12 protein-coding genes and 1 pseudogene are annotated in these 12,666 nt (G+C 44.9%); 8 read left to right on the top strand and 5 right to left on the bottom strand.

Translation table 11 applies throughout. The features are described from left to right. Positions 1–822 (top strand): 16S rRNA (adenine(1518)-N(6)/adenine(1519)-N(6))-dimethyltransferase RsmA, encoded by an 822-nt coding sequence (gene rsmA, locus JGK20_RS28540; RefSeq protein WP_293185990.1) that lies wholly within the window; start codon positions 1–3, stop codon positions 820–822. Between the two features lie 172 nt (positions 823–994). Here the strand turns inward: rsmA and JGK20_RS28545 are convergent, their stop codons facing one another. After that, positions 995–1,174, bottom strand: a complete 180-nt coding sequence (locus JGK20_RS28545; protein ID WP_293185988.1) for a hypothetical protein — start codon at positions 1,172–1,174, stop codon at positions 995–997. A gap of 93 nt (positions 1,175–1,267) precedes the next feature. Between JGK20_RS28545 and ispE the strand changes: the two genes are divergently transcribed. From ispE to JGK20_RS28575, 6 genes are all read left to right on the top strand, one after another. Further along, on the top strand, positions 1,268–2,245 hold the full coding sequence (gene ispE, locus JGK20_RS28550) for a 4-(cytidine 5'-diphospho)-2-C-methyl-D-erythritol kinase (protein WP_293147908.1): 978 nt from the start codon (positions 1,268–1,270) through the stop codon (positions 2,243–2,245). A 205-nt stretch (positions 2,246–2,450) separates the two neighbouring features. Beyond that, a complete protein-coding gene (locus tag JGK20_RS28555; protein ID WP_293185987.1) occupies positions 2,451–2,804 on the top strand; it encodes a DUF3082 domain-containing protein in 354 nt (117 codons plus the stop codon). Positions 2,805–2,865: 61 nt separating this feature from the next. Then, positions 2,866–3,492 carry a DUF488 domain-containing protein gene (locus JGK20_RS28560; RefSeq protein ID WP_293185985.1) on the top strand — a complete coding sequence of 209 codons (627 nt, stop codon included), beginning with the start codon at positions 2,866–2,868 and terminating at the stop codon, positions 3,490–3,492. Next, positions 3,470–3,922, top strand: coding sequence for a DUF488 domain-containing protein (locus JGK20_RS28565; protein WP_293185983.1), 453 nt, complete (start codon positions 3,470–3,472; stop codon positions 3,920–3,922). Before JGK20_RS28560 ends, JGK20_RS28565 begins: the two co-directional genes overlap by 23 nt. 70 nt (positions 3,923–3,992) lie before the next feature. Next, positions 3,993–4,667, top strand: a complete 675-nt coding sequence (locus JGK20_RS28570; RefSeq protein ID WP_293232991.1) for a hypothetical protein — start codon at positions 3,993–3,995, stop codon at positions 4,665–4,667. A 315-nt stretch (positions 4,668–4,982) separates the two neighbouring features. After that, complete coding sequence (locus tag JGK20_RS28575) at positions 4,983–5,693, top strand: hypothetical protein (RefSeq protein ID WP_293232993.1); 711 nt, start codon at positions 4,983–4,985, stop codon at positions 5,691–5,693. Between the two features lie 290 nt (positions 5,694–5,983). Here the strand turns inward: JGK20_RS28575 and JGK20_RS28580 are convergent, their stop codons facing one another. Together JGK20_RS28580 and JGK20_RS28585 are read right to left on the bottom strand one after the other, a co-directional pair. Next, positions 5,984–6,655 carry a Uma2 family endonuclease gene (locus tag JGK20_RS28580; RefSeq protein ID WP_293185980.1) on the bottom strand — a complete coding sequence of 224 codons (672 nt, stop codon included), beginning with the start codon at positions 6,653–6,655 and terminating at the stop codon, positions 5,984–5,986. 238 nt (positions 6,656–6,893) lie between these two features. Beyond that, complete coding sequence (locus tag JGK20_RS28585) at positions 6,894–7,460, bottom strand: type II toxin-antitoxin system Phd/YefM family antitoxin (RefSeq protein WP_293193291.1); 567 nt, start codon at positions 7,458–7,460, stop codon at positions 6,894–6,896. A 90-nt stretch (positions 7,461–7,550) separates the two neighbouring features. On the opposite strand from JGK20_RS28585, the gene metH reads away from it, so the two are divergent. Beyond that, positions 7,551–11,165 carry a methionine synthase gene (gene metH / locus JGK20_RS28590; RefSeq protein WP_293232994.1) on the top strand — a complete coding sequence of 1,205 codons (3,615 nt, stop codon included), beginning with the start codon at positions 7,551–7,553 and terminating at the stop codon, positions 11,163–11,165. A gap of 330 nt (positions 11,166–11,495) precedes the next feature. On the opposite strand, the gene JGK20_RS28595 is transcribed toward metH, so the two are convergent. Both JGK20_RS28595 and JGK20_RS28600 read right to left on the bottom strand, forming a co-directional pair. Next, positions 11,496–12,119: a hypothetical protein gene (locus JGK20_RS28595; protein WP_293185976.1), complete on the bottom strand. Its 624-nt coding sequence runs from the start codon at positions 12,117–12,119 to the stop codon at positions 11,496–11,498. A 253-nt stretch (positions 12,120–12,372) separates the two neighbouring features. Beyond that, positions 12,373–12,534: pseudogene (locus JGK20_RS28600) on the bottom strand (heavy metal-binding domain-containing protein); the annotation flags it as partial. Between the last annotated feature and the right edge of the window lie 132 nt (positions 12,535–12,666).

Here is a 12,666-nt window from a genome sequence, read left to right on the forward strand (position 1 = left end):
ATGCGATCGACCAGACCCCGGAAACAGTTTGCTCAACATTGGCTCAAAAGCGAGAAAGCCTTAGATAAGATTGTCAAAGCGGCGAGTTTGTCGGGCGATCGCGTCCTGGAAATCGGGCCGGGCACTGGGATTCTGACTCGACCCTTGCTTGCTGCGGCTGAGTCTGTTGTTGCGGTGGAGATCGATCGAGATTTGTGCCTAAAACTCGCCAAGCAACTAGGCAAAAACGACAACTTTTTACTGCTACAAGGCGATTTTCTGGAAATGGATTTAGAGGCTGAACTAATCGCCTTTCCCAAATTCCAAGATCCCAATAAAGTTGTTGCCAACATTCCCTACAATATCACCGGCCCCATCCTGCAAAAACTGCTGGGAACGATATCTGTGCCGGTTGCGAAACCCTTCGATGCGATCGTCCTGTTGGTGCAGAAAGAAGTAGCCCAAAGGCTTTACGCTAAACCTGGTTCGACAGCTTTTGGCGCTTTGTCGGTGCGGGTGCAGTATTTAGCAGAATGCGAGTTAATTTGCGATGTGCCGTCTAGAGACTTTTATCCGCCGCCAAAAGTCGATTCCGCCGTGGTGCGGCTGCTGCCCCGAGTGATAGAAACGCCAGCAGTTAATCCGCGTTATTTAGAGACTTTAGTCAAGTTAGGATTTGGCAGCAAGCGCAAGATGCTGCGTAATAATTTAAAAGGATCTGTGGATTTAGATAAACTCGTTCAATTGTTAGAAAAGTTACAGATCAATCCTCAATCTCGCGCTGAAGATTTAAGCGTGGCGCAATGGGTAAATTTGAGCAATAATTTGTTTTCCGATGACTAGAATCCTTGCACTCCCAAGCTTTCTTATCTGGAAATAATCTGCGTTGCATCGTCGGTTGCATCTGTGGTTCGCCTATCAATCAAAGATTTATGCAATAAGTTTACTGATAACTGATGATTAATAACGTTCGCGAACTCTTGTTTACTCGCAAAACATGACTGATGAATAATGACTAATGACTTTCGCGTTTGGAAATAAAGTAAAGCAGTGTAATCGGGAGCGAGAAATAGGCGATCGCAATTATTGAATCTGAGGCTACGTGCAGCCAGACTAACTTGGTCTGCCATCGATAACAGCGCCCGTGGGGAATAAATGACCCCGAACTAAAAAAAGTTTTCCACATTTCCTGCATAATATTTCCTTTGAGTTGTGAGAAAATGTAGTCTGACTGGTGTCAATTAATTTCTTCAACCAGGGGTTTCTTTCACCCGCGGCTTAATCACCTATGCGTTCATATTCTCTGCTAGCTTCAGCAAAAATCAATCTGTATTTGGAGATAATAGGCGATCGCCCCGACGGATATCACGAACTGGCGATGGTGCTTCAAAGCATAGATTTGGCCGATCGAATTGACTTGCGCGCGATCGGAACGGACACGATCCGCGTGCGCTGCGATCACCCCCAAGTCCCGCCAGACAAGAATAATCTGGCTTATCGCGCGGCGGATTTGTTGGCGCAGCAATTTCCAGATGCTTTGGCGAAATACGGCGGAGTCGAGATTGCCATTCACAAGCAGATTCCGGTGGCCGCGGGGCTCGCCGGCGGTTCTGCAAATGCTGCCGCAGTTTTAGTCGGGATGGACTTGCTGTGGCAATTGGGACTCACTCAATCGGAGTTGCAAGAGTTGGGGGGAACTCTGGGTTCTGATGTGCCTTTTTGCATTGGAGGAGGTACGGCTCTGGCAACAGGTCGTGGGGATAAACTCTCTCCCCTGCCTGATTTGGGAGGTTTTTGTGTGGTGCTGGCGAAGTTTCGCAATCTCAGTATTTCTACTGCATGGTCGTATCAAACTTATCGCAAACAGTTCAGTAGTTCCTATTGTGCACCAGAAGATTTGGAATGTCGCCGCCAAAGGCTACATTCAGGGCCGATGGTGGGGGCGATCGCCCAAAAAGATCGATCGAAAATTGGTCAATTGCTGCACAACGATTTAGAAAAAGTTGCTTTACCCGTGTACCCGCAGGTGTTGCAATTGCGGGAGGCTTTTGAGTCGGCGGGGGTTTTGGGCGCGATGATGTCCGGTTCCGGGCCGACGGTGTTTGCGCTGTGTGAGTCTCCAGAGCAGGCTCAGCAGGTTCTGGAACGGGTGAAAAGTGCGATCGCTTCTCCCGATTTGGATTTTTGGGTAGCAAAGTTTAGCAATACTGGGATTCGGATTTTTTCGGAAGGAAATGATACGAAACCGCCGATTGTGAGGGTGTAACTCGCTGTCGGGTGCGATCGCGATCGTCGGTTAAATGTCAGTGGGGGCGATCCTCTCCGAGGGCTGCGCTAACGGCAAAAATGAATCTAACTTTGCGCGGAGTCTATTAAGATCGCAGAACTGATAAAATGACATGAAACACCGATTTTAGTTTTGGTAAATTAACCAGAAATCTAAAATCTAAAATCTAAAATCTAAAATCGCCATGGCTGATTTAACTAATCCAAATTCTACTTCTGAACCTCTAAGTTCGGCGCGGGATGCAACGCCTGCATCTCCCAAGCAGCCGACTGTTTTGCGGTGCGTGATTGGTTCGCTGATCGCGAGTGTGTTCGCTTTTGGTTTGTATTCGCTAACTATGTCGATCGCTCTAAATTTTGCTAGCAAGCCGCTGCATTCCACCAATATTACTGTGCTTAAAATTAGTGTCGCCGTGCGAACTTTAGTCGTGGGGATGGTGGCTTTAGGTACGGGCGTTTTTGGGCTGGCGGCAGTCGGCTTAATGCTGCTGGGTTTGCAAATTGGGATTCAAAAGTTGGTGAAGAAACCTGCTGGTTGAAACTATCAGACTACAGAAAATCTAGCCTGCAAGCTGAATACTTAATAGTAAGATCGAAGCAATGGAAGTATTTACGATCGGACACTCCAATCACAGTATTGAAGCGTTTATTTTGTTATTGGAACAACACGGAATTACAGCGGTTGCGGACGTGCGATCGCATCCTTTCAGCCGCTATTTACCTCATTTTAATAAATCAGAAATTACAGCTTCTCTGTCTGCTGCGGGCATTCAATATGTTTTTTTGGGGCAAGAATTGGGTGCGAGGCCGGAAGACTTAAGCTGTTACGATACTAGCGGTAAAGCTTTGTACGATCGCATAGCAGCGACTCCTCTATTTGCCTCAGGAATTCAACGCTTGCTCAAAGGCGCCACCAATTATAAAATCAGTTTAATGTGTGCGGAAAAAGACCCGATTACTTGTCACCGCACTATTTTAGTTTGCCACAAACTCAAAGAATTTAATTTGCAAATAAATCATATTCTGTCCGATGGCAGTTTAGAATCGCATCAGGATGTAGAAGCAAGACTTTTGAGCAAGTTTAACAAAGGTAAAAAAAATAATCAGCCAATTCAGTTAAGCTTGTTTGAATTAGAACCTCAAGTTAAAGATGAAATAGTTGATTTAGAAACAGCTTATTATCGTTATGGATTGGAAATCGCTTATGTCACCAAAGAAAGCAATTAATTTATTTACAATTGGTTTTACTCAAAAAAGCGCCGAGCAATTTTTTGATACTTTGATAAAAGCCGGAGTCCGCAGGGTGATAGATACGCGGCTGAATAATGTGTCCCAGTTAGCTGGTTTTGCTAAGCGGAAAGATTTAGAGTATTTTTTGCGGACAATTGGTAATATTAAGTATGTGCATATTCTGGATTTAGCGCCGACTCAAGATATTCTGGATGATTATAAAAAGAAAAAGGGAGATTGGGATGTTTATGAACAGCAGTTTTTGCAGTTGATTCGCGATCGACAAATTGAGCAAAAAATTTCGCCGGATATTCTAGACTGCGGGTGTCTGCTTTGTAGCGAACCACAGCCTCACAACTGTCACCGCCGTTTAGTTGCTGAATATCTCAACGATAAGTGGCAAAATGTCAAAATTAGTCATCTTTGAATTGCATAGCTGGCGGGGAGTGTACGCCATAAATACAGGAATCAATCTAAAATCTAACATCTAAAATCGAATGACTCGGATAATTTGCCTTGCTAATTCCTGGAAACGAGGTGACAGGTGCATCGCTGGAATTAATGAAATTAATGGTAACTGGGTACGTCCAATTTCCGACTTACCAGACGGCCAGATTCCTAAAGAAATACGGCAGATAAATAGACTGGAACCGGCATTATTAGATGTTATAGACATTCCTTTGGCAAATACGGGGCCGGATTTTGGTTTTGAGTGTGAAAATCTGTCTATTATTCCGGGAAAATGGCAGCACGTCGGGAAGGTTTCTTCTGCATATTTACTGAAATATTTCCGCGATCGGGCATATATTTTGCATAATGATTTGCGATTTGTGACAGTAGATTATATGCAGTCTTTGCCAAGGGAAGAGCGCATTACTTTACAATTAATAAAAGCAGTAAAATTTACCGTAAGAATCGTCGGCAAAAGATTTGAAGGTGGGAATAAATGGGAAGGATCTATTCTAACTGCATACAATCAAAAATTGACGGCAACAATTACCGATCCGGTGTTTACTAGAAGGTTGGATTTGGGTTATCGCCCGGAAAAAGCTTGTTTGCTAACCATCAGTTTAAGTATGCCTTGGCGGCCTGATGATTGGGAAGGAGACGATCCTTGTTGGAAGTTGATTGCGGGTGTGATTGAGTTGGAGGAAGATATTATTTATTATTGATTAGCAATACGAAGGACAGTTTTAGATCTAATCTAGTATCTCAAACCGTTGATGGCTATAGGGATGACTATTTTTTCAATCTTTAAGTCTCGCCCGCTCGTTTCAAAAAATCATTAAAAATGCCAGGGCTTACTCGCGATACGCTTAATCGATTATTGATTTTTGATTAATTTTAGCAACAACTCTTGACATCGCATACATTTGAAATTATGGTAGGGCGATCGGCGCGCACCATAGGTTTAGAGATTTTGTTCGAGATTTAACATTCTTCGTGCTATAATTCTGCGGGACTGTAGCAGAAAGGGGTGCTTTTTCATGAAAGCAGAATTTTATTATGACTGTCACAGATATATTTGCAGCTTAGTTCAAGTTGATTTTGTCAAAGAATTAAAAATTAAAAATCATCAAGGTTTTGTGTTGGCTGTTAAGCAAGGAGAAAAGATTGGACTTTTGGGGAAAAGTCGCCATAATGCTAAACAAGTTGATGTGTCTAAGCCGCATTTTTATAATGTAATTAAAGCAGCAATGAGCGCTTTGGAATTAGAAACTAGAAATGAAGTCATATTAGAGAGAAATCGAACTATTGCTGATGGGGAAGAAATGATTCAGCAGCAAAACCGAGAAATTCGCGTTTTGAATGAACAGCTTAGAATTCAATCGACTCAGATTGAGCATTTGTCAAGGGAAAACCAGCAGTTATCGTTGCAGCTAGTAGAGAAGGAAATTAGAGAAACTCAAATTAGTCAAGAAATTGAGGAAGATTTAGCGGCGGAAATTGACGATTGGGTTGGAGAATCTGAAATTAGTGAAGAAATCGATGAATTGCCGATTTTAGATTCTGGATTTGGATTGGAGTTAATCGAACATCAGCAGGATTTGCAGGATGTTGAGAAAGCTGAAGAAATCAGCGGAGGCGAGGTTGAAGTTTTGGATTTAGAAATTGTAGAACAAGTGGATGTTCCAGCCGACAATGAAATTAAGCACCTGGCTAAAAGAGGTTCACAGAGAAAGATGCGAAAGAAATAATCAAAAAATTTAATATTTTTTAAGACTCACAGGTTTGTAGTGAGGACTTCAGTCCTTCTTAAAGGTTCGTAGTGAGGACTTCAGTCCTTGGATTGGATGCGGACTGAAGTCCTGGCTACGAACCAATTATAGGGTGCATCGGGTTTTTCAAGAGGGCGAAGCATGACCGTATATGAGTTATTAGTTATAATCTCATATTGACTGCGGTCATGCTTCGCCCCTACAATCATATTTACCAAACTCAGATCCACCCCAATTATATTTTATTATGGGTTGGAATTTTACATTTATTATAGGTTGGAATTTTGCAAAATTTCTCTAATTCTTGTCCGAAATAGACGCACGGCCGATCTTTGTCCGATCGCCCTGCTTTGTTCGATAAATCCTGGTATTTCTGCGATCGGCAAAAATGGAAAAGCTACACTTTGACCAACACTCTCGTATTTGTCATCGACAAGTTGATAAACTTCTAGAGTTTGGCGGCGGTATCTCCAAATTTCTGGAACGCCCAAAGCTGCATAAATTGCGAATTTGTTTAGAGAAGAATTGGTGTAATCCGACTCGACAGCCAAATCCGGCGGCGGATCGGTTTCCAAGTCAATATCTCTGCTTCTTACTAAAGCTTCATTCTGGATGTAGAAACAGGTATCTGGTTCGATCGCGCGACTTAAATCTTCTCGTTTAAGCAGCAGAGATCGGAGTTTCATTACCTCAATTTCTAGCTCATCTGCTAGGGCTTCAATAAAACTTTCTAACATCCCTGTAGGCATTTCATGTTCTTGGTAGGGCATTCTGATTTCTAATACTCCATTGTCATAGGCAATTCTCCACGCACGATCGTCTCCAACATCAGCAAGCAACGCTTGAAAAGTTTGCCAGCTAACGCCTTTCAAAACAACTTTTGACTCTCGGATAATTTGCTCTTGTACGGGAGGAGACGGGGTTATTGTTTGCGGATTCATATTGCGAGTCCTCTGTATTGGTTTTGCGATCGAAGGTGAACAAACTTATAGCAGTTATAAACAGCCGTGTTAGGAAAGAAGTGTTGTTTAGTATTTTGTCCGGTGCGTCGCTATGAGATTGTCGATCTGATGCGAGGTATTTCAATGGCGACACACCCTACTAATAGTCAGGTGCGTCGCTATGAGATTGTCGATCTGATGCGAGGTATTTCAATGGCGACACACCCTACTAATAGTATTATGATAGCATTTTTAGTCGGGATTTCTCGGCGATTAGGTACTCCGGTACCCAAAAACGATCGATCGACATGAGAATAGCTACAGACATGAAAATATCAATATTTTCTCCCATTTCCTCAGTGGGCAATAAGCCAAATAATTCGTCGAATTCCTTGACATCTGCTAAAATATTATCAAAGTCTTCTACAAGTTCGTCCGGGTAAATGCAGTGGATTCCTCTCTCATCTTCATAATATGCTTCTTCGTCAGGAAAGAATTGTGAGGGTTTGAGTTCTTCCATGAGATAATCTATCTTGTGAAACTCTGCTTCGGGAACGATCGCAGCTAGATCCTTCCCTGCTTGCTGTAAAATAAAACGATCGCCCTTTTGCATCACTCGTTTCACGATCTCGATCGCATTTTCGCAAAATTCCTCAACAGTTAAGCGAAAAAACCCCTCAGAGTCGATCGCCAGTTTAGCCCCCACAGCCGCGCCCACAGCAGAATTTTGACAATTATCCAGGGCGATCGGTAAGATCGTAGGTGCGATCGAACTACCGTCAGCAGCATTAAATCCTTCAGTCATCAGTCGTTCCCCAACATACGCATAATTGTTGACAATATTGCACAATAGATAAAATTGTAAATATATAGCACCTACGTCTTTTTACCGCTGATGAATAGCAAATTTCTCGATCGACTCCACCACCCCTCGCGCCCAGTCATCGTCTTCGACGGCGCCATGGGAACCAACCTGCAAGTCCAAAACCTCACCGCAGAAGACTTTGGCGGCAAAGAATACGAAGGCTGCAACGAATATCTCGTGCACACCAAGCCGGAAGCCGTCGCCAACGTGCACCGAGGATTCCTCGAAGCAGGCGCCGATGTCATCGAAACAGACACCTTCGGCGCTGCTTCCATCGTGCTCGCGGAGTACGATTTAGCCGACAAAGCCTATTATCTCAACAAAACGGCGGCTGAACTCGCCAAGAATATCGCAGCAGAATTTGACACGCCCGAAAAACCGAGATTTGTCGCAGGATCGATCGGCCCGGGTACCAAATTGCCAACCTTAGGACACATCGATTTTGACACGCTAACCGCCGCTTTTACCGAACAAGCCGAAGGACTTTATGACGGCGGCGTTGACTTATTTATAGTCGAAACTTGTCAAGACGTGCTGCAAATTAAATCAGCATTAAATGCCATTGAAGAAGTATTTAAGAAAAAAGGTGCGCGGATTCCGCTGATGGTATCAGTCACAATGGAAGCCACCGGCACAATGTTAGTCGGTTCCGACATCAGCGCCGCTTTAGCTATTTTGCAGCCGTATCCCATAGATATTTTAGGATTAAACTGTGCCACCGGGCCCGATCGCATGGCGGAACACGTCAAATATCTATCCGAACATTCGCCCTTCGTGGTTTCCTGCGTACCAAACGCTGGTTTACCCGAAAACATTGGCGGCCACGCACACTACAAACTGACGCCGATTGAATTAAAAATGGCCTTGATGCGCTTCGTCGAAGACTTAGGCGTGCAAGTCATTGGCGGCTGCTGCGGTACTCGCTACGATCACATCCGCGAACTGTCAGAAATTGGCACAACTCTTAAACCCAAAATTCGCGAAATTACTTGGGAACCAGCCGCTGCTTCAATTTATAGCGCCCAACCCTACGAACAAGAAAATTCCTTCTTAATTGTCGGGGAAAAACTCAACGCTAGCGGTTCCAAAAAATGCCGCGATTTGCTAAACGCCGAAGACTGGGACGGTTTAGTAGCAATGGCTAGAGAACAAGTGCGAGAAGGCGCGCACGTTCTCGATGTCAACGTCGATTATGTCGGGCGCGACGGCGTGCGCGATATGAAAGAATTAGTATCCCGGGTTGTGACTAATGCAACTCTGCCTTTAATGCTGGATTCCACCGAGTGGGAAAAGATGGAAGCTGGCTTGAAAGTTGCGGGCGGCAAATGTTTGCTGAATTCTACTAACTATGAAGACGGAGAACCGCGTTTTTATCAAGTTTTGGAGTTGGCTAAAAAGTACGGCGCAGGGATTGTGATCGGAACGATTGATGAAGATGGGATGGCGCGCACTGCTGACCAAAAATTTGCGATCGCCCAACGCGCCTATAACGCCGCCGTCGCCTATGGAATTCCCGCCTCAGAACTCTTTTTTGACACCCTGGCTTTGCCGATTTCTACCGGAATTGAAGAAGACCGAAAAAACGGCAAAGCTACCATCGAATCTATCCGCCGCATCCGCCAAGAATTGCCGGGATGTCACGTGATTTTGGGAGTTTCTAACATTTCCTTCGGCTTGAATCCGGCGGCGCGCCAAGTTTTGAATTCCATGTTTTTGCACGAAGCGATGCAGGCGGGGATGGATTCGGCAATTATCAGCGCCAATAAGATTTTGCCGATCGCCAAAATCGACCCCAAACACCAGGAAATCTGCCGCAAACTGATCTACGACGAACGGGAGTTCGACGGCGATATTTGCATTTACGACCCCTTGGGCGACCTAACAACGGTGTTTGCGGGCAAAACTACCAAGCGCGATCGTACCCAAGACGAAAACCTCCCCGTCGAAGAACGATTGAAACGCCACATCATCGACGGCGAACGCATCGGGCTCGACATCCAACTCGCCAAAGCCTTAGAAACCTATCCGCCGCTGCAAATTATCAATACCTTCTTGTTAGATGGGATGAAAGTAGTCGGAGAATTGTTCGGATCGGGACAAATGCAGCTACCATTTGTATTGCAATCAGCCGAAACCATGAAAGCGGCAGTTGCTTATTTAGAACCGTACATGGAAAAGTCCGAATCAGGGGACAATGCTAAAGGCACATTTATCATTGCGACTGTCAAAGGCGACGTTCACGACATCGGCAAAAACTTGGTTGATATTATCCTATCAAACAACGGCTACCGAGTGATTAATTTGGGAATTAAACAGCCAGTTGATAATATCATCGAAGCCTACGAAAAGCACAAAGCCGATTGTATTGCGATGAGTGGCTTGCTGGTAAAATCCACCGCATTTATGAAAGAAAATTTGGAGGTATTCAACCAGAGAGGCATTACCGTTCCAGTGATTTTGGGCGGTGCAGCTTTGACTCCCAAGTTTGTCCATGAAGATTGCCAAAATACTTATAACGGTAAAGTTGTTTACGGCAAAGATGCGTTTTCTGACTTGAACTTTATGGAGAAACTGATGCCAGCCAAATCTGCTGGAAACTGGGAAGATTTGGCTGGATTTTTAGATGAAGTTGGGAGTGAGAATGGGGCGGTGAAAGCAGCTAAAACTTCGGCAGAAACTGCGGTTGAGGATGCTAAGAAGGCAGACACTCCGGTGATTATTGATACCAGGCGATCCGAAGCAGTTGATGCAAATATCGATCGCCCGAATCCTCCTTTCTGGGGTACAAAACTGTTATCGCCCGAAGAAATCCCGTTTGAAGAGCTTTTCTGGCACTTAGATTTGCAAGCCTTAGTTGCTGGACAGTGGCAATTCCGCAAGCCAAAAGACCAATCGCGGGAAGAATACGATGCTTTCTTAGCTGAGACAGTTTATCCAATCTTGGAAGAATGGAAACACAAAATTATCACCGAAAAGTTACTGCACCCGCAAGCAATTTACGGGTATTTCCCCTGTCAAGCTGAAGGAAATTCCTTGTATCTGTATGACCCAGAAATTATGAAGGGCGGGCAAGATGCCCACCCCACAGCAGAAAATAGTGGCACAGGCATCTTGCCTGTGAATGCCAATAGTGGCACAGGCATCTTGCCTGTGACAACATTGACATTTCCCCGGCAAAAATCGGCGCGCCGGCTGTGCATTGCCGACTTCTTCGCGCCGAAAGAATCGGGTAAAATCGATGTATTTCCGATGCAAGTAGCGACGGTGGGAGAAGTTGCTACGGAGTACGCACAAAAGCTATTTGCTAACAATCAATACACCGATTATCTCTACTTCCACGGATTGGCGGTACAGACGGCGGAAGCAGTAGCCGAATGGACTCACGCGCGGATTCGCCGGGAATTGGGTTTTGCTAGCGAGGAACCGGATAATATTCGGGATATGCTGGCGCAGCGATATCGCGGTTCGCGCTACAGTTTCGGCTATCCTGCTTGTCCGAATATGGCGGATCAGTACAAGCAATTGGATTTGCTAAAGTGCGATCGTATAAACCTGTACATGGATGAAAGCGAACAGCTTTATCCGGAACAGTCAACCACTGCAATTATCACCTATCACCCAGCCGCTAAATACTTCACAGCTTAATTTGTTAGTGCGCGCGGAGTACCATTAGTGTCAACTTAACGTCAAATGTACTATCGATTTACTGTTTGACGACTAGGCCCAGATCTCCCTGGCACCCCCCTTAAAAAGGGGGGAACCGGAAGATATCAAAGTCCCCCTTTTTAAGGGGGATTTAGGGGGATCTAGACTCAGCAAAAAGCGCATTATACAAATAAAACTCGGCGGTTGAAACCGCTAGTACACAAACAAAGTCCGCCTTCGCGGACTGAAGAATACACAAATTCACCCAATAAAAAAGCACCTTGAAAAAGTGCTTTCATGAACCGGAAGTTTGATTGTCCCACCAAACTTTTACAAGTGATTCCGGGGAGTGCGGGCGCCGGCAGATGCTCCGGCCATTGAAGCAACCAAACCCAATAATGAGCCGAACAAAAATGACCAACCAGCTTTAGCGGCATTTTCAGCAATATTCCGAGCATCCTGAGCAGAAACGCTAGGCGCTTGGTTGGGTAGATTTACGCCGCCTTGTTGGGCTTGATTAATCGCTGCTCCGGCATTCGCTGCTACTACGCCAAAAGTCCCAGCTACGCCATTTGCTAACAGCCAAGAGCCAATTGTTAAGGTAGTTGCCCACAAAATTGCTCCGTTCAAAAGCGCGGTGCTGCGGTTCATCGGGCCGCAAGCGCGAGCAGTTACCCAACCGCCAACGCCCAAGCTTATTAATAAACTGATAATTGACCAAATTCCTACTCCAGTACCGACGTTGCCTGCAATACTGCGCGGAGCTCCTGAATTAGCAATGTTGCTCAACCCGATCGCAGCACCCAACGCACTTAACACCAGTTGTGTGCCGATCGCAATTACCAAACCTGAAAAAATTGGGCCCCACCGCACTAAATCGTGATATTCCATGACCGGCTTAACTAGAGTCTGCTCGGTAACAACGTTGTCTACTGGTCTATTTACGTATGCCATAGCTTTTCCTTTCCTTTGAGAGTTGGTTTTATTTTTAACAATCTTTCACCTAAGCATTGATTGTGGCTGAGATTGATAGAAACCATATCTGCCTGGGGAAATAACCAGTATCTATGTCTGAAGAAATAAACTAAAAAGTCATCAGCTTTCAGCCAGCAGCTATTAGCTAATGACTGATGACTGATGGCTGATAACCAATAACTATTTTATCCAGTTAAAAAAGTTCGCTGATGTATAGAGGAAAAGCGGCTTATTAACGCAATCTGACAGCAGTCCCAACAGCAGTAATCAACAGCAAAGCCCCCGAAGAGTCTACATTAATCGTGCCGGTGTCAACTTCCACCCCGATCACGGCATTAGCACCCAGGCGCTGGGCCCGTTTTTCCAGTTCCGCGAGGGCATGTCCCTGCCCTCGCGGAAATCTGCTATGCTTACTGAAAGTAGCTCCCTACTTTAGGAGCCTACTTGGAGAATAGAGTCTACCTAGACTAAATCTAGAAACAATCTAGAAACCATAGAACCTTGACAAACCAATAGTTTCAGGAGA

It is taken from the genome of Microcoleus sp. PH2017_05_CCC_O_A, from assembly GCF_020738785.1.
Lineage (GTDB): Bacteria > Cyanobacteriota > Cyanobacteriia > Cyanobacteriales > Microcoleaceae > Microcoleus.